This is a genomic window from Microbacterium sp. BWT-B31, assembly GCF_041379855.1.
Taxonomy (GTDB): Bacteria; Actinomycetota; Actinomycetes; order Actinomycetales; family Microbacteriaceae; genus Microbacterium.
This window is the reverse complement of record NZ_JBFECU010000007.1, coordinates 13,793-31,690: the sequence shown is the minus strand read 5'-3', so window position 1 is coordinate 31,690 and position 17,898 is coordinate 13,793. Positions and strand designations below refer to the sequence as shown.

The window sequence follows — 17,898 nt, the reverse complement described above, 5'->3', positions numbered from 1 at the left end:
TCAGTACCTCACCCTCGGGTCGAGGAAGGCGGCTATCACGTCGACGATGAAGTTCGTCAGCGCGACGATGATCGCGATCATCGCGACGATCCCCTGCACCGCGACGAAGTCGCGAGACCCCAAGTATTTGGCGAGCTGGAAGCCGATGCCCTGCCACTCGAAGGTGGTCTCGGTGAGCACCGCTCCCGACAGCAGGATCGCGACCTGCAGGCCGATCACCGTGACGATCGGGATGAGCGCCGGCTTGTAGGCGTGCTTGCGAACGAGCCGGAACTCGCTCACTCCGCGCGATCGGGCCGCGTCCACGTACGGCATGTTGTACGTGCCGATGACGTTGGTGCGCACGAGCCGCAGGAACACGCCGCCGATCGCGAGGCCGAGGGTCACCGCGGGGAGCACGGCGTGCAGCAGGACGTCCTGGACGTACGCGGGGTTGCCCGAGACGATGGCGTCGATCAGATAGATGCCCGTGCCGTCGCCGCGGGTGAGGGCGAGCTCGGTGCGCACGCTCGCGCGGCCCGACACGGGGAACCACCCGAGCCACACCGAGAAGATGAGCTTCGCGACGAGGCCGGCGAAGAACACCGGGATGGCGTAGAAGAGGATCGCGGAGACGCGGAGGGCGGCATCCGGAGCCTTGTCGCGCTTGGCCGCGGCCACCAGGCCCAGCGGGATGCCGACGATGAAGGCGACGATGAGCGCGTAGACGGCGAGCTCGAGCGTGGCCGTGCCGTAGCGGATCAGCACGTCGGTGATGGACTGGTTGTCGGTGAGGGTCGTGCCGAAGTTGCCGGTGAAGACCTGGCCGAGGTACTCGAGGTACTGCACGATGATGGGTCGGTCGAAGCCGGCTTCGTGGATGCGCTGCTGCAGCTGGTCGGCCGGGAGACGGCCGCCGAGAGCGGCGGTGATCGGGTCGCCGGTGAGGCGGATCAGGAAGAAGACCACCGTGACCAGGATCAGCACGGTCGGGAAGATCAGCAGGAACCGCACGAGCAGGTAGCGGCCGAGCATTCCACCGCCGGACTTGGTCCGGTGGGCGGCGAGCAGCGGCGGTGGCTGATCGACCGGTGCGATGTCGCTGGTCGTGGTCATGGCAGGAGCCTATCTATCGGGATGGTGGCGCAGTGCGAGGGAGCGTGCGACGCGAAGGGGCGGCCCGGCGACCCGGACCGCCCCTTCGTCGATGCTCGTCCTACTTGGCCAGCGGCGCGAAGCGGAGCTTGAACGACGCGTCGAGGATGACCCCGTCGACGTCGGCTCCGGCAACAGCCACCTGAGCGCCCTGCAGCAGCGGGACGGTCGAGAGCAGCTCGGCGACACGCGCCTGGATGTCTTCGATCTCCTTCGTGCGGGCATCCGGGTCAGGGTTGACGGCCTGGTCGAGGATCATCTGCTCGACCTGGTCGTCGCTGAAGTGGTTGCCCAGGAAGTTCTCCGACAGGAAGAACGGCGTGAGGTAGTTGTCGGCGTCGGAGTAGTCCGGGAACCAGCCGAGCTGGTACGCGGGGTAGACGTCGGCCGTGCGGTCCTTCGAGTACTGCACCCACTCGGTCGACTTGAGGTCGACGGTGAACAGCCCGCTCTCCTCGAGCTGCGACTTCACCATGGCGTACTCGTCGCCCGACGAGGGGCCGTAGTGGTCCGGGCTGTACTGCAGGCTGAGTGCCACCGGCGTGGTGACACCGGCCGCCTCGAGGGTTGCCTTCGCCTTGGCGGCATCCGGGCCGCCGTCGCCGTCGCCGTACAGGCCCTTGAGCGCGTCGGTCGCACCGGCGAAGCCGGCGGGGACGTACGAGTACAGGGGGGTGTAGGTGCCCTTGTAGACCTGCTGCGAGATCGCGTCGCGGTCGATGAGGTCGGCCACCGCCTGGCGCACCGCGAGGGCCTTGGCCGGGTCGGCCTCGGCCGTGGTCGCACCGTACGGCTGCGTGTTGAAGTTGAACACGATGTAGCGGATCTCGCCGCCGGGGCCGTCGACGACCTTCACCTTGTCGTTGCCGCGCAGGTCATCGACGTCGGTCGCCGACAGGCTGCGGTACGCCACGTCGATGTCGCCCTCCTGGACGGCGAGCTTCAGGTTCGACGACTCGGCGTAATAGCTGAGGATGACACCGTCGTTGACGGGGGCGTCCAGCAGACCCTGGTAGTTCTCGTTCGGAGTGAACTCGACGGTCTTGTTGAAGTCCCACGACGTGATCGAGTACGGCCCGCCGAAGGCGTTCGCGTCGACGATGTCCTGGTCGGGCGTGACCGCGTCGGCCGAGAAGACCTCCTCGTCGACGATCGCGCCGGGGAAGCTCGTCAAGATGAAGGGGAAGACCTGGTCATTGGCGGTCTTCAGTTTGAACACGACGGTGGTGTCATCCGGCGTCTGGACGCTGTCGAGGTTGTAGAGCAGGCTGGACGCGCCGTTCGGGTCGGCGATTGCGATGTTGCGGTCGAACGAGAACTTGACGTCAGAGGACGTGAGGTCGTGGCCGTTGGCCCACTTGAGGCCTTCGGGAAGCTTCACCGTGTACTCGGTGTCGGAGGTGAACTCCGCGGACTCGGCGAGGTCGGGGACGACCTCGGTGCTGTTGTAGTCGGTGTTGACGAGGTACGGGAAGACCTGCGTCTGAACCGCGAGCGAGCCGTTGTCGTACGAGCCGGCCGGGTCGAGCGTGGTGACCTTGTCGGTGGTTCCGACGATCAGCGGATCGCCCGAGGCGTCGCCGCCTTTGTCGGTGTCGGTGCCGCCTCCGGCGCAGCCGGCCAGGAGGATGGCCGAGGCGCCGAACGCCCCGAGCGCGAGGCCGAGACGGCCGCGCGCGCTGTGATGCATTGACATACTGTACACCTCTGCTGTATAAGACAACCTCGCCGATGCCGACGCGGTCCAGGCCAATCATCACCCCGCCCCAGGCTGCGGGGCAATTCGGTGAAGATTTCGTAACCAGACTGAAACCGAGTCGCACGTCCGGTGAGATCGAGGACGGCTGCTGCGCGACGGCGCGCGCGCACGGCTCAGGCGTCGGCCGGACCCAGCCCGAAGTACTCCAGCTCGGCGGGGTTCAGCATCCGCGACCGGATGATAAACCGCTGACCAGTGGGCCCTTCCACCGAGAAGCCGGCGCCGCGACCGGGAACGACGTCGATCGTGAGGTGCGTGTATTTCCAGTACTCGAACTGCGCCTGCGAGATGTACACCTCGATCGGGTCGAGGCCGGGCACTTCGAGCGCGCCGAGGTTCACGTCGCTCGGGCCGGTGAGGAACATCCCCACGGGGTAGCACATCGGCGCGCTGCCGTCGCAGCAGCCGCCGGACTGGTGGAACATGAGGGGGCCGTGCTGCACGGTGAGTTCGCGCAGCAAGGATGCCGCGGCATCTGTCACATCGACGCGCTGATATTGCCCGATGCTGACCATGGTGACCTCCTTGTGAGCCCCTGCCGACGAGCATGGCCCGAAACAACGATTGCAGGGGCGGTCCGGGCAAAGCGAGACACGCAGCCGAAAGACCGGGACATGCCCCATCAGGGATGAAGGTGGCCGAGCGGGTGGCCTGGGGGCCACACCCGCCCGGCCGGTGCCGGTCCCCTGCAGGAGTCGACCGGCGCGCGCCCCGGGCCCCCCGGACCGGGACGACGCCTCTGGTTTCAGAAGAAGCCCATGGCTCCTTCGGCATATGAAACCAGCAGGTTTTTGGTCTGCTGGTAGTGGTCGAGCATCTTGAGGTGGTTCTCACGGCCGATGCCGGACTGCTTGTACCCGCCGAACGCCGCGTGCGCGGGGTACTGGTGGTAGGTGTTCGTCCAGACCCGGCCGGCTTCGATCGAACGCCCGGCGCGGTAGGCGATGTCTCCCGAGCGGCTCCAGACACCGGCGCCGAGGCCGTAGAGGGTGTCGTTGGCGATCGAGATCGCGTCGTCGAAGTCGTCGAACGACGTGACCGAGACGACCGGTCCGAAGATCTCCTCCTGGAAGATGCGCATGTCGTTCGTGCCCTCGAACACCGTCGGGGCCACGTAGTAGCCCTCGCTGAGGTCGCCCCCGAGGTCGACGCGCTCACCGCCGGCCAGCAGCTTCGCGCCGCCCTGCTTGCCGATGTCGATGTAGCTCAGGATCTTCTCGAGTTGGTCGTTCGAGGCCTGCGCGCCGATCATCGTGCTGAGGTCGAGGGGGTTGCCCTGCACGATCTTCGACACGCGGTCGAGGCCGTCGCCGAGGAACCGGTCGTAGATGGAGCGCTGGATCAGTGCGCGCGAGGGGCACGTGCACACCTCGCCCTGGTTCAGTGCGAAGAACGTGAAGCCCTCCAGCGCCTTGTCGTAGTAGGCGTCGTCGTTGCGGGCGACGTCTTCGAAGAAGACGTTCGCGCTCTTTCCGCCGAGTTCGAGGGTCACCGGGATCAGGTTCTGCGACGCGTACTGCATGATGAGCCGGCCGGTCGTCGTCTCGCCCGTGAAGGCGACCTTGCGGATGCGGCGGTGCTGCGCGAGCGGAGCGCCCGCTTCGATGCCGAAGCCGTTCACGATGTTCACGACGCCGGCCGGCAGCAGGTCGCCGATGATCTCGAACAGGAACAGGATCGACGCCGGCGTCTGCTCGGCGGGCTTGAGCACGACGCAGTTGCCGGCGGCGAGCGCGGGAGCGAGCTTCCACGTGGCCATCAGGATCGGGAAGTTCCACGGGATGATCTGGCCGACCACGCCCAGCGGCTCGTGGAAGTGGTAGGCGACGGTGTCGTCGTCGATCTGGCTGAGCGTGCCCTCCTGGGCGCGCAGCACCCCGGCGAAGTAGCGGAAGTGGTCGATCGCGAGCGGGATGTCGGCGGCCAGCGTCTCGCGCACGGGCTTGCCGTTCTCCCACGTCTCGGCGACGGCGATCTTCTCGAGGTTCTGCTCGATGCGGTCGGCGATCTTGTTGAGGATCACCGCGCGCTCTGCCGGAGTCGTCTTCTTCCAGCTCTCGAACGCCTTCCACGCGACCTCGACCGCGCGGTCGACGTCTTCTACGGTGCCGCGGCCGACCTCGCAGAACGGCTTTCCGGTGACCGGCGTGATGTTCTCGAAGTACTGGCCCTTCACGGGCTCCACGAACTCGCCGCCGATGTAGTGGCCGTAGCGGGCGCGGTACTCGGCCTTGGCGCCGGGCTGGCCGGGGGCGGCGTAGGTCGTCGACGTCTCTTCGACGATGGTCATTGTGAGTCTCCTTCGACTGACACGCGACGGCCGTCGCCGCGTTGGTCCGAAGGTAGGGCGGGTGAGGTTGCAACACGTTGCAGGGTGGCGAACGGATGCCCGGCAGGTCGGCCCGAGCAGCTCAGCGCCGGCGCAGCACCTCCTCGACCGCGCCGGTCAGGGCGACGAAGCGCGCGTTCGCGGCGAGGTCGTCCAGCAGCACGACCGCACCGGAAGAGTCCGCGAGCGGCACCTTCCAGTTCGGGTACTCCTTGTCGGTGCCGGGCTGGTTCTGCACGCGACGCTCCCCCACGGCGTCGACGAGCGCCACGCCGAGCAGCTCGGACGGTGCGGCCGCCAGGTAGGCGTGCAGGGCCGCGACGATCTCTTCGACGCTCGGGCTGTCGCCGATCAGGCCCCGCTCGCGAAGCACCTTCAGCACCGCGTCGCGCTCGGCGACGGCATCGGCCCGCTCCTGCTGTTCGGTGCGCGTGAGCAGCCCGAGCCGCGCGCGCAGGGTGACGTGCTCGCCCGCGAGGTACCCGGCCGTGGGCGGAAGGTCATGCGTGTTCACGGTCGCAAGCACCGCCCGGCGGTACTGCTCGGGCGGAGTGAGGCCGCCGCCCTCGAACCACAGCACCGACGTGCCGAGAATTCCGCGCTCCGACAGGTAGTCGCGCACCCACGGCTCGACGTTGCCGAGGTCCTCGCCGATGACGACCGCGCCCGCGCGGTGCGCCTCGAGCGCGAGCACACCGATCATCGCCTCGTGGTCGTAGCGCACGTAGGTTCCCGCGTCGGCACCGAAGCCGGAGGGGATCCACCACAGGCGGAAGAACCCGAGGATGTGGTCGACCCGCAGCGCCCCCGCGTGCCGCAGGAGGCCCCGCACGGTGTCGCGCAGCGGCGCGTACCCGACGCGGGCGAGGGCGTCGGGCAGCCACGGCGGCTGGTTCCAGTTCTGGCCCTGCTGGTTGTACATGTCGGGCGGGGCGCCGACCGTGGTGGCTGGCGCGTACAGGTCGCGCTGGGTCCAGGCATCCGCCCCTGAGGTGTTCACGCCCACCGCGAGGTCGTGCATGATGCCGATGCGCATGCCGGCTTCGCGCGCGTCGCGCTGCGCCCGCTCGAGCTGCTCGTCGGCGACCCACTGCAGCCACTGGTGGAAAGCGATGCGGGCCGCGAGCGTCTCGCGCAGACCCGCGACCAGGTCGGAATGCAGATCGGATGCCTCGCCCGGCCGGTCCTCGACAGGGGTCTGCGCGAAGTGCTCCTCGATCGCACACCACAGCGCGAAGTCCGCGAGCGCCTGGCCCCCGCGCGCGACGAAGGCCCGCAGCGACGCCTCGCGCGCCGGCGAGCGCGCAGCGGCGAACACCGATTCGAGCGCATCGCGCTTGGCCGCCCATACCAGGTCGCGGTCGATGAGATCGGGGTCGGTGTTCATCGCGGAGGTCTGCTCGCGGCGCACCGTCACCGCCGCGCGGGCCGACGGCGACAGGTAGGCGACCTCGCGGATGTCGTCGGGCCGCACGTACAGCGCCGCCAGGAAGCGCCGGGTCGAGGGACGGTACGGCGATGCCTCCACCGGCGAGACCACGTCGGCCGCGTGCACGGGGTTGATGAGCAGGAAGTCGGCCCCGCGCGCGCCCGCGATCGCGGCGAGGTCGCCGAGGTCGGCGAAGTCGCCCATGCCCCATGAGCTGCGCGAGCGCACCGAGTACAGCTGCGCCATGAGTCCCCACGCGCGGCCGGGCCGGCTGGGGGGCGGTGCGAGGGCCGGGGTGACGGCGAGCACTGCGGTGGCGGTGCGATCCTCGGCGCCGGCGCGGTCCCATTGGCGCGCGTGCAGCGTGTGCCAGCCGAGCGGAAGGTCGGCGGGCAGCGCCACGCGCAGCCGCCACACGCGAGCGCCGTCGACCTCGCGCGCCTCCGGCTGCTGCTCGGGGATCGGGATGTCGCGCCACGAGCCGTCCTCGAGACCGACGCTCACCGCCGCGTCGTGCGCGTCGGCGACATGGGCGAAGAACTCGCCGCCGCCCTCCCGCACGACGATCGACGGCGGCAGCAGCTCGCGCCACGGCGCGGTCTCGCGCTCGGCGAGCGCGGCTTCGACGGACTCGTCGGTCGAGGCATCCGCCCCCATCGCCCGCAGCACGGCCTTCAAGGTCGTGGCCGGCACCTCGACCAGGTCACCGAAGAACGACCAGTACGAGGTCGCGACCCCGTACGACTGGGCGAGCGCGGCCAGCGCGGGAGTGGGTGTGTCGTCGCCTGTCATGCAGCCCCCTCCGCCGTTGCTCCCGATCCTGCCAGCCCGTCGGCCCGAGCGCGCGGTGAGTTTCGATTCTGAGGAGATCGGGCGTTTCGAGGACGAATCAGGGACGGATGCCCTCACCTCGGCGAATCCCCTCAGAATCCCCTGCTCATTCGAGGCGCTCGATGCGCGCCACGATCCCGGCGCGCTTGGGCGAGCGCGCCGGAAGCATCGACAGGCACAGCCGCAGCACCTCCTCGTCGTCGGCGCCTGCTTCGGTGTCGGCGTACGCGAGAAGCACATCGACGGATGCCTCGGCCATGAGCGCCTCGCGCAGCGCCGTGGCGACGGCATCCCGGAACTCCTCGACGCCTGGAGCGACCGAATCCGGAAGCACGGCCCCGCGGTACGCGGCGAGCGCCACGCGGTGCGCGCCCCGGTCCAGGAGCGACAGCATCTGGTGCGCGTCGGTCTCGAGGTCGCCGCCGAGGCGATACGGGCGCGACTCGGGCACCAGCGACGGCGCGATCTTCTCGAGAGACTTGCGCAGGCGCACCATCTCGGCGCGCAACGTCACGGCGGCTTCGCCCTCGCCGTAGACGAGCGCCCCGAGCTGCTCGGCCGAGACGCCCTGCCGATGCGTGGCGAGCATCAGCAGCAGCTCAGCATGCCGGGTCGAGACCTCACTCACCGTCTCGGAGCCGTCGGCGTCGATCTCGAGCAGCGCGCGGTCCCGTCCGAGCACGCGCAGGGTCGCGCGGGCGGTCTGGCGGGGTGCGCGCCGTCGCGCGGGGCTGCGTCCCGCGGGCGCCTCGGCCCTGGCCCGCAGACGCGACAGCAGCAGCTCTCCTTCGATCGCGCGGGCCGTGGCATCCACCAGCAGCTGCGCCTGCGGGGTGATGATCTGCTCGCCGCCGGTCACGTCGATGACCCCGAGGATGCGTCGCGTCTCGGGATCGTGCACGGGCGCGGCAGTGCACGACCAGGGCTGCACGAGCCGGTTGAAGTGCTCGGCGCCGTGGATCTGCACCGAACGGTCGAGCTGCAGCGCGGTGCCGGGGGCGGCGGTGCCGACGGCGTTCTCGGACCAGTCCGCGCCGGGCACGAACCCCATGTCGCCGGTGAGCGCGCGCACGCGGTGGTCTCCCTCGACCCACAGCAGGCGCCCAGCGGCGTCGCCGACCGCGATGACGACCCCCGACTCGGCACTGTCGCCGGGCAGCAGCAGAGTCCGGATCATGTCGATGGCCTCCGAGAGCGGATGCTGCCGCCGATGCTCCTCGAGCTGCTCGGGCGTGAGCCCCACCGGCGGGAGTGCCTCCACCCCGACGAGCAGGTCGAGCGAGCGCCGCCAGCTGTCGCGCACGATGCCGCGCACGTCTTCGAGGCGAGGATCACCCGCGTTGCCCCGCACGAACTCCTCATGGGCGCGCTCGACCAGCAGCCGCGAGTTGCCAGGGGTGATCTCGCGTCGAGGCGACCAGGGCGATGCCACGGGGCTCCGTTCGTCATCGGGGAGCGTGGCACCAGTGTAGAGGCCGGGTTGGCGCGTGTCTCGGGTGGCGGGGTCCGGTTTTTCCGGCTCGGCGGCGGGTGTCGGCGGCGGGCCGCCTGCAGAACTCCTCCAATTCGGCGCGGCGCGGCCGGGAATCGGCCGCTCACGCCGAATCGGCGCTGATTCGAAGGAGTTCTGCACCTTCGCCGGCCGGGCACTCTTGTCGCAGTGCCGGGCATCCGACAGGCTCGGGGCATGCGCATCGCCGGTGTTCCCCCGGATGCCCCGGATCCGCGCGACGAGGCCGCCGCGTTCGTGCGAACGCTGGACTTCCCGGTGTCGCGGTGAGCGGATGCCGTCATTCGCGCTCCCTCGACAGGATCGGCTGAGACGAACGACGACGAGGCGACACTCTCGGAGTGAGCCCCGGCCGCGGGAGAACGTTCGAGGAGGACTGTTGCGCACGACGAGCGGGTGGACGACGGCGATGCTGCTCGGCTGCTGGGCCGCGGCATCCGTCACGGGGTGCTCGTCTGCGCCGGCCGCGCCTTCTGAAATCCGGGAACAGCTCGAGCGCAACGGCGAGGACCTCGCGCTGCCACCGCTCGACCTCGAGACGATGCAGTGGGTGAACGAGCTCGACCGGGCGCTGCACGGCGACCCGTCGTTCGGCGCCGTGGCGATCGACGGGCCGGCCGTCACCATCACGTGGTACGGGCCGCGCAGCGCGCTGCTCGACACGCTCATCGCGTCGGCGCCCGACGGTCTCGATGTGATCGTGCAGCCCGCCGACTTCTCGCCGGGCGAGTTGCATGACCTCGTGCTCGCCGCGATGGCGCCCGGCGCCGTGCCCGGCGTGCAGCTCGCGATGGGGCACGTGCGCAACGACGGGTCAGGGCTTCACTTCGGGATCGTCGAGCTTCCGCCCGGAGTCACCGAGGAGTATGTCGCACACCTCATCGGCCAGGCGATGGGCCGGTCCGACGTGCCGATCACCGTCGAGGTGTCGGGCGCCGTCATGCCGGTCTCGGGCTGAGGCGTGTCAGCGGGGGGATGCCGCCCCCGCTGTGCCTTCCGCCGGCATACGCGCGCGGCGGCCGATCGAAAGCCATGCAAGCGGCCCCGCCGCGGGCACCAGCAGCACGACCAGGGTCCAGGCCACTGCCTGACCGGCGGCGAGCCTGCGGGCCGACCGCGCGAGTGAGACCAGCGCGATGACCAACAGCACGAGGAACACGACCGTCACCGACGACCATGCGATGTCGTACGTCGCAGGGATCAGGGGGTTCTCGTCCATGCCTTCACCCTAGAACGCCGCGGTGGCCGACGGTCGGGGTACCACCACGTCATGCTGCGGCTCGTACCGCAGCGGTGACGCGAAGAAGGCGGCGGCGAGCACGACGGCGACGATCGTGCCGATGAGCAGCACCCGCGTCATCACGACGGCCGTTCCGGCGCCGAGCCGACCGCGGATGAGCGCGAGCAGCGCCAGCCCGGCGAGCCCGCCGGCCGTGTTGACGATGATGTCGGTCGTGTCGAAGCTGCCGATCGACAGCAGCGGCTGAAGGGTCTCGAAGACCAGACTCGACCCGGCGATCACTCCCGCCGCCGCGAACCACCGCCACGACGGGGCGAGCACCCCGAGGAACAGCCCGAAGGGCACGAAGATCGCGAAGTTGATCGCGACCTCGACGGGCGAGCTGGCGCCGGCCTCGGCATCCGGAACGAACGGGATCAGCTTGATCGGATGCGGCAGAAATGCCGCCGCGCCCACCCACGGCACGGCCAGCTTCCACAGCACGATCCATGTCAGCAGCGCGAGGTAGACGACGAAGAGAGCGACCAGCAGGGTGTGCGTGCCCCGAGTGAACGGCCGCTCCCTCAGCCGCGGGCGGCCCACCATTCCCGCAGGCGCTGCTCGGCGGCATCCGCACCGATCAGCCCCTCGTCGAGCCGCACATCGAGCAGGAACCGGTACGCCTCGCCGACCTCGCGCCCGGGCTTGAGGCCCAGCACCTCTTGAATCCGGTTGCCGTCGAGCTCGGGGCGCATCGCGTCGAGCTGCTCCTGCGCCGCCAGCTCGGTGATGCGCCGTTCGATGTCGTCGTAGGCGGCTGCGAGCCGCTTCGCCTTGCGGACGTTCCGGGTCGTGACGTCCGCGCGCGTGAGGATGTGCAGCCGTTCGAGCTCGGCGCCGGCGTCGCGCACGTACCGACGCACCGCCGAGTCGGTCCAGACGCCGTCGCTGTACCCGAAGAACCGCAGGTGCAGTTCGATCAGCCGCGCCACCACGCCGATCGTGTCGGTGTCGAACCGCAGCGCCTGCAGGCGCTTGCGCGCCATCCGCGCGCCCTTGAGGTCGTGGTGGTAGAACGTCACTCCGCCGCCCGGCTCGAGCTTGCGGGTCGCGGGCTTGCCGATGTCGTGCAGCAGGGCGGCAAGACGCAGCGGCACATCGGGGGCGGCATCCGGATGCCGCGTCCGCTCCAGCTCGATCGCCTGGCGCAGCACCGTGAGCGAGTGCTCGTAGACGTCCTTGTGGTGGTGGTGCTCGTCGACCTCGAGCCTGAGCGCGGGGATCTCGGGGAGGAACTCGTCGATCAGCCCGGTCTCGACGAGGATCCGGATGCCTCGCACCGGGTCATCCGTCTGCAACAGCTTCACCAGCTCGCCCTGCACCCGCTCGGGGCTGACGATCTCGAGCGTGGCGCGCAGCGCGGCGATCGCCGCTTCGGTCGAGGGGTCGATCCCGAAGCCGAGCTGCGCGGCGAACCGCGCGGCGCGGAGCATGCGCAGCGGATCGTCGCCGAAGCTCACCGCGGGGTCTGCGGGGGTCTTGAGCCGCCCGGCGACGAGGTCTTCGACGCCGCCCGTCGGGTCGACGAGGGTGCGCCCCGGCACACGCAGCGCCATCGCGTTGACCGTGAAGTCACGGCGCACGAGGTCACCCTCGAGCGTGTCGCCGAACTCGACCGTCGGCTTGCGGGTGACGCCGTCGTAGCTGTCGGCGCGGAACGTCGTGATCTCGACCTGCTCGCCCTGGACCCGGGCGCCGATGGTGCCGAACGCGCGCCCGATGTCCCACTGCGCGGTGCTCACCGGCTTCACGATCCGCAGGATGTCGTCGGGCCGGGCATCGGTGGTGAAGTCGAGGTCGTTGACCGCGCGGCCCAGCAGCGCATCGCGCACCGGACCGCCGACGATCGCCAACTCGAACCCGGCGTCTTGGAACGTGCGCGCCAGCGTGTCGACGACGGGGGACTCGGCGAGCGCGCCGAGGCGCGCGACGCCCTCGGCCATGTTGAGCATGCTTCGAGCCTACCGAGCGGCGGGAGGCGGCATCCGTCGCGTGCCCGGCCTTCGCGGCGGCGAGTGCGGCGCTTTCGTGCGAGTGCTGCACTTCGATGCACCGCAGCCGCACCGAAGTGCAGCACTCGCGGCAACCGCGCCGCTCACGCGAACGCGAGGAACCCCGTGAACACCAGTTCGCGCAAGCGCGGGAGCAGATCCGCGCGCAGCGCGGCCGCGTCGACCTCGAGCAGTTGCGCGATCGCGTCGATGAGCACCCCCACCGGGCAGCTCGCCGTCGCACGCGCCGACGAGTGCGGCCAGAGCCGGGTCGACCGACAGCGCCCGCGCGAAGCCGCCGCCCTGGCGCAGCTCGATGACCGTGGGGTGCTCGTGGCCTGGCAGGTGGTGGCGCGCCTCGGTCACATCGGGTGCGACCAGAAGCACGGATGCCTCGACCCCCGCATCGTCGAGCATCGCACACCGATCGTGGGCGGCGAGCGCCGCGGCCAGGTGCGCGCCCAGCCCGCTCTGGTCGGCCAGGGCGCTGGGCACCTGCTCGTACCGGGCGAGCGTCGGAGCCCCCGCGAGCGGGCGGCGCAGCAGCACGTACCCGAAGCCGATCTCGCTCACCCCGCGCGCGGCGAAGTCGTCGAGCCAGGCGCCGACGAGCCGCGCGAAGGCGGGGGTTCCGGGCACGGTCCCGCCGTCGCGCACCCACAGTTCGGCATACGCGAGCGGATCGAGCGCCTCGCGTTCGACGACCCACGCGTCGAGGGGAACCTCCGACGCCGAGACCCACGCCCGCACCCGCTCGAGTCCGTCGACGCCGTCGCGCGTCTCCCAGTTGCCGAGCAGCTGCGCGACCCCGCCGGGGGCGAGATGCGCCCCGACACCCGTGAGGAAGGCCTCGACGAGCGCGTCGCCCACCATTCCCCCGTCGCGGTACTCGTACTCGGGCACGTCGTCGCGGCGCGGGGTGATGACGAACGGAGGGTTCGAGACGATCCGATCGAACTCCTCGCCGGCGACCGGATCGAAGAGCGACCCGGCGCGCGTCTGGATGCCGTCGATCCCGTTGATGAGCGCGTTCAGTCGCGTGAAGCCGAGGGCGCGCGCCGAGATGTCGGTCGCGACGACGTGCGAGACCGCACGCCGGGCCCGCAGGGACTGGATGCCGCAGCCCGTCCCGACGTCCAGCCCGCGCCCGGCCGGAGTGGGCAGCTGCAGCGCGGCGAGGGTGAGCGAGGCGCCGCCCACCCCGAGCACGTGGTCCTCGGGGAGCGGCCCGCCCACCGCGGCCTCGTCCAGATCGCTCGCGACCCACCACTCGGTGTCGCCGGAGGCGTCGCCGAACGACTGCGGCCGGATCAGCGCGAGCGGTCGCACGGTCGCCGCTGCGTCGCCGGCGCGGACGACCTCGGCAAGCGACAGCGCCACGAGCCCGTCGACCCCCAGGCGCGGGAGCGCGCGGGCGACGAGCTCGGCGGGCTGGGGCATCCCCAGCACGAACAGCCGTGCGAGAACCGCGACGGCGTCCTCACGGCCGGCGATCGCCTGCAGCGCCGGCCCGCGCAGGCCCCGCACGACCGCGTCGTCGGCGGTCGCGCCCCACGCGCCGCGCACCGACTCGGACGTGAAACCCGCCGCGCGCAGATCGTCGGCGAGGGCACGGCAGAGGTCGGCGTCCGGTGTCACGGTTCCATTCAATCGCCCCGCCCGCCCGCACGGCCACCGGCCCACGCCCGCCGGCCGTCTGCGGCGCCCGGCCCGCCGCGCCCGCGCCGCCCAGATCGGGACCGTAGAATCGCACCAGATCGTGCGGTCGTGAATCGCACACGAGCGAAACCACCAGCATGACCGTGACCACCCCTGCCCCGCGACGCCCCGAGTCGCGCGCGCGCCGCCGGATCGCCGGCCTGTTCGCCGCGCTCGCGATCGTCGGCGCTGTCGTCGCGGGCGCGCTGGCGCCGCTGGCTCCGGATGCCGCGGCCGCTGCCTCCCCGACCCCCAGCCCTTCCCCCACGCCCACGCGCTCGGGACTGGCCGTGCTCACGCTCGCGCCCGTCGGCAACGGCATCGTGCGGGCGGGCGACGCGCTCACCGTGTCGGCGTCGGTGCGCAACGAGACGCCTGCGGAGCTGCCCGCGTCGACGGCGACCCTGGCGATCGGCGACGGCGCGATCGGCGATCGCGCGGCGCTGCGCGCCTGGCTCGCGGGCGATGTCGGCGGAGTGACCACCCAGCCCGTCGCGCAGGCGGCGTTCGAGAGCGTCGAACCCGACGGCATCCAGACCGTCGCGATCGTGGTGCCCGCCGACAGCCCCGCTCTCTCCGCGCGGGGCCCCGGGGTCTACCCGCTGCTGGCGACCTACGACGGTCCCGCGGGCACGGTCGCCTCCACGAGCGTCATGATCGTGCCGAACGACGCCGCCACCCCGGTCGGCGTCGGTGTGGTGGTGCCGATCACCGCCCCCGCGCTCGGCGAGGGCCTTCTCACGTCGGACGAGCTCGCCGAGCTCACGGGCCCGACCGGGTCCCTCACGAACCTGCTCGACGGCGTCGACGGCACCTCGGCCATCCTCGCCGTCGACCCCGCGGTCGTCGCGGCGATCCGCGTGCTCGGCGCGTCCGCGCCGAGCACGGCGACGGCGTGGCTCGAGCGGCTGTCGGCCCTGACGAACGAGCGTTTTGCGCTGCAGTTCGGCGACGCGGATGCTGCCACCCAGGTCAACGCCGGCTTCGCGAAGCTGCTCGCGCCGACGTCGCTGGGCGCGTACCTGGCGGCGGCGGACTTCCCGCCGGGTTCGGCCACAGCGTCTCCTGCCCCCGTCACCCCCTCGCCGTCGCCCACCGCGACAGTCGACCCGAACGCGCCCGTGTATCCGACCCTCGAGGAGCTGCTCGACGTCGAGGCGAGCCGCGCGAACGTGTTCTGGCCGGCGACGGGCACCGCCGGCGCGAACGTCGTCGCCGGACTCGTCGAGGGCGGCACCCCCGAAGAGCCCGCACTCACGCTCGTCGACTCGCGCACCACCACGGCCGGACGCACCGGCGCCACGGTGCCGGCCCGCGCCCGCGCCGCCGACGCCGACGTGCTCGTGTACGACGCCGATGCGAGCGCGGCGCTGCGCACGGCCTCCACCGTCGACGGGGTGGGCGAGCGGGGTGCCCCGCTCACCGCGGCCACCGCCTTCCTCTCGTTCGCCACCGCCGACGCCGCCGGTGCGCCGCTGCTCGTCACCGTCGATCGCGCCGATGCGCGCTCCCGCGTCGCACTGCGCGCGGCGATCAACGCGGCCACCCACGCCCCGGGAGCGGTCGAGGCGACGCTGGAGGCGATCGTCGGCGCCGCGCCGCAGCCGGTCCAGGTCGCCGACGTCGCCGCCGACGAGGCGCGCGTGGCAGCGGCATCCGCCCTGTCGTCCGGTGAGGCGAGCGTGTCGCGGTTCGCGACGATCCTCGACGACCCGAGCCTGCTGACCGGTCCGCAGCGGGCAGACACCCTGCAGCTGCTGGGCCTCGCATGGCTCGCCGACGAGGGCGCATGGGGCGCGGCGATGGCGGCGAACGCCGAGGCGACGACAGCCACCCTGGACTCAGTCGGGATGCTGCAGCCGAGCACGATCCAGCTCATCGCGTACGACGCGGGCGTGCCGGTGTGGGTGCGCAACGAGCTTCCCTACCCCGTCCACGTCATGCTCTACGCGACGCCCGACGACCTGCGGCTGGACGTGCAGGAGGCCACCGAGGTCACCGCCGGCCCGTCGAGCAATACGCGCGTCGACGTGCCCGTTCAGGCGCGCGTCGCCAGCGGCGAGGTCACGATCGAGCTGCAGCTGCGCAGCCGCACGTTCGAGCCCATCGGCGCGACGCAGTACGCCGAGGTGCACGTGCGCGCCGACTGGGAGACCATCGGCACGATCGCGCTCGGAACGATCGTGGTGGCGCTGCTCGCCTTCGGCGTCGTGCGCACCATCCGCCGCCTCCGCAGGGCGAAGGCCGCACAGGCGGATGCCGCGACCGACGAATCCTCCGCGACCGACGATTCGGCCCCCGGACCTGCCGAGTCCACGCGATGAGCGGCATCGGGCGGGCGAGCGTCATGATCGCCGCGGGGACCATGGTCTCTCGCGCGACCGGGCTTCTGCGCTCGGTGCTGCTGGTGACCGCGATCGGCGCGGCGGCGTCAGCCGACGCGTTCGCCGTCGCCAACCAGCTGCCCAGCAGCATCTACATGATCGTGTCGACCGGCATCCTCACGGCGGTCATCGTGCCGCAGATCGTCTCGGCCAGTCGCGCCCCCGACGGGGGCGGCGCGTTCATCTCGAAGCTGTTCACGCTGGGCACCGTGATCCTCCTCGCTGTCACCGCCGTCGCCGTCCTGTGCGCGCCGCTGCTGGTCGACCTGTACGCGAACGAGTTCACTCCCTCGCAGACGGCGCTCGCGACGACGTTCGCGTACTGGTGCCTGCCGCAGATCTTCTTCTACGGCATCTACGCGCTCGTCGGCGAGACGCTCAACGCACGGCGCATCTTCGGCCCGTTCACGTGGGCGCCGATCGTCAACAACATCGTGTCGATCGCCGGCTTCGGCCTCTTCATCGCGCTGTTCGGCTCGGGGCAGAAGTCCCCCTTGGCATGGACTCCCGCCATGACCGCGACGATCGGCGCGAGTTCGACGCTCGGCATCGTGCTGCAGACCGTCGTGCTGCTGGTGTTCTGGCGGCGCACCGGTCTGCGGCTGCGCGCGGACTTCCGCTGGAAGGGCATGGGACTCGGACAGATCGGCCGGCTCGCGGGCTGGACGTTCCTCATGGTGCTCGTCACCCAGCTCGCCGCGATCGTGCAGTCGAGCATCCTCGCGACGGCGTCCGCGGTCGAGGCCCCCGCTCAGATAATCGCGGGCAATGCGAGCCTCATCTTCATCCTCCCCTACTCGATCATCGCCCTCTCCATCGGTACGCCCTACTTCACCCAGCTCAGCGGGAACGTCGCCGCGGGCCGGTTCACCGAGGTTCCCCGTGACGTGTCGACGAGCGTACGGGTGATCTCTCTGCTCATCGTGCTGTCGACCGCCGCGCTGGTGGCGGCATCGGTGCCGGTCTCGCGCGTGTTCACGACCTCGCACGACCAGGCGATCAGCATGGCGCTCGTGCTTGTCTGCTACCTCGCCGGACTCATCCCGATCGGCGTCCTGTTCACGGTGCAGCGCACGTTCTACGCCTACAACGACACGCGTACGCCGTTCGTGTTCACCCTGGTGCAGGCGGGGATCGCCGCCGCTCTCGCGCTGGCGGCGCTCGCCCTCCCGCCCGAGCTGCGCGCAGCGGGCGTCGCCCTGGGTCAGTCGTTCTCGATCCTCGTGCAGGTCGTGCTCGCGACGATCCTGCTGCGTCGCACGGTGGGCGCGCTGCGCGTGCGGACCTGGATGCTGTCGCTCGCGCGCTTCGTGATCGCGGCGATCCCCGCGGGCGCCGCCGGGTGGGGCGTGTTCCTGCTCCTCGGCGGGATCGACGGATGGACGGTGTCGTCGCAGCTGCTCGGCGCGGTCGGAACGGTGATCATCGGGGCTGTCGCCGTGGCGGTGTACTTCCCCGTGCTGGTGCTCCTGCGCACCCCCGAGCTCGCACCCGTCTTCGCGCTGCTTCGCCGCTTCCTCCCCGCGGGCCGTTCCTGAGCCTCGCGGGTCGTTC

Annotated in this window: 12 protein-coding genes and 1 pseudogene; 3 read left to right on the top strand and 10 right to left on the bottom strand. The window is 71.0% G+C overall.

What is annotated here, in order from left to right; translation table 11 throughout:
- From AB1K54_RS08985 to AB1K54_RS08960, 6 genes are all read right to left on the bottom strand, one after another.
- The gene (locus tag AB1K54_RS08985) at positions 1-1,095 is read right to left on the bottom strand and encodes an ABC transporter permease (protein WP_371202406.1); all 1,095 of its coding nucleotides are present in this window, start codon (positions 1,093-1,095) and stop codon (positions 1-3) included.
- 100 nt (positions 1,096-1,195) lie between these two features.
- Positions 1,196-2,830: an ABC transporter substrate-binding protein gene (locus tag AB1K54_RS08980; protein WP_371202405.1), complete on the bottom strand. Its 1,635-nt coding sequence runs from the start codon at positions 2,828-2,830 to the stop codon at positions 1,196-1,198.
- A 176-nt stretch (positions 2,831-3,006) separates the two neighbouring features.
- On the bottom strand, positions 3,007-3,408 hold the full coding sequence (locus AB1K54_RS08975) for a DUF779 domain-containing protein (protein WP_371202404.1): 402 nt from the start codon (positions 3,406-3,408) through the stop codon (positions 3,007-3,009).
- Between the two features lie 230 nt (positions 3,409-3,638).
- On the bottom strand, positions 3,639-5,183 hold the full coding sequence (locus AB1K54_RS08970) for an aldehyde dehydrogenase family protein (RefSeq protein WP_371202403.1): 1,545 nt from the start codon (positions 5,181-5,183) through the stop codon (positions 3,639-3,641).
- 121 nt (positions 5,184-5,304) lie between these two features.
- Positions 5,305-7,443 carry a 4-alpha-glucanotransferase gene (malQ, locus tag AB1K54_RS08965; protein WP_371202402.1) on the bottom strand — a complete coding sequence of 713 codons (2,139 nt, stop codon included), beginning with the start codon at positions 7,441-7,443 and terminating at the stop codon, positions 5,305-5,307.
- 145 nt (positions 7,444-7,588) lie between these two features.
- Complete coding sequence (locus AB1K54_RS08960) at positions 7,589-8,914, bottom strand: GAF domain-containing protein (RefSeq protein ID WP_371202401.1); 1,326 nt, start codon at positions 8,912-8,914, stop codon at positions 7,589-7,591.
- A 457-nt stretch (positions 8,915-9,371) separates the two neighbouring features.
- Here AB1K54_RS08960 and AB1K54_RS08955 point away from each other — a divergent pair, with 457 nt between their 5' ends.
- Positions 9,372-9,950 (top strand): hypothetical protein, encoded by a 579-nt coding sequence (locus AB1K54_RS08955; protein ID WP_371202400.1) that lies wholly within the window; start codon positions 9,372-9,374, stop codon positions 9,948-9,950.
- A 6-nt stretch (positions 9,951-9,956) separates the two neighbouring features.
- Here AB1K54_RS08955 and AB1K54_RS08950 read toward each other — a convergent pair whose 3' ends face one another.
- From AB1K54_RS08950 to AB1K54_RS08935, 4 genes and pseudogenes are all read right to left on the bottom strand, one after another.
- Complete coding sequence (locus AB1K54_RS08950; protein ID WP_371202399.1) at positions 9,957-10,211, bottom strand: PLD nuclease N-terminal domain-containing protein; 255 nt, start codon at positions 10,209-10,211, stop codon at positions 9,957-9,959.
- 9 nt (positions 10,212-10,220) lie between these two features.
- The gene (locus AB1K54_RS08945) at positions 10,221-10,817 is read right to left on the bottom strand and encodes a VanZ family protein (protein WP_371202398.1); all 597 of its coding nucleotides are present in this window, start codon (positions 10,815-10,817) and stop codon (positions 10,221-10,223) included.
- Complete coding sequence (locus AB1K54_RS08940) at positions 10,796-12,223, bottom strand: CCA tRNA nucleotidyltransferase (protein ID WP_371202397.1); 1,428 nt, start codon at positions 12,221-12,223, stop codon at positions 10,796-10,798. Before AB1K54_RS08940 ends, AB1K54_RS08945 begins: the two co-directional genes overlap by 22 nt.
- 143 nt (positions 12,224-12,366) lie before the next feature.
- Positions 12,367-13,912, bottom strand: a pseudogene (locus AB1K54_RS08935) (methyltransferase).
- Positions 13,913-14,058: 146 nt separating this feature from the next.
- Here AB1K54_RS08935 and AB1K54_RS08930 point away from each other — a divergent pair.
- Positions 14,059-16,284 (top strand): DUF6049 family protein, encoded by a 2,226-nt coding sequence (locus AB1K54_RS08930; protein ID WP_371202396.1) that lies wholly within the window; start codon positions 14,059-14,061, stop codon positions 16,282-16,284.
- A complete protein-coding gene (gene murJ / locus AB1K54_RS08925; protein ID WP_371202395.1) occupies positions 16,281-17,882 on the top strand; it encodes a murein biosynthesis integral membrane protein MurJ in 1,602 nt (533 codons plus the stop codon). Before AB1K54_RS08930 ends, murJ begins: the two co-directional genes overlap by 4 nt.
- The last annotated feature ends 16 nt before the right edge of the window (positions 17,883-17,898 follow it).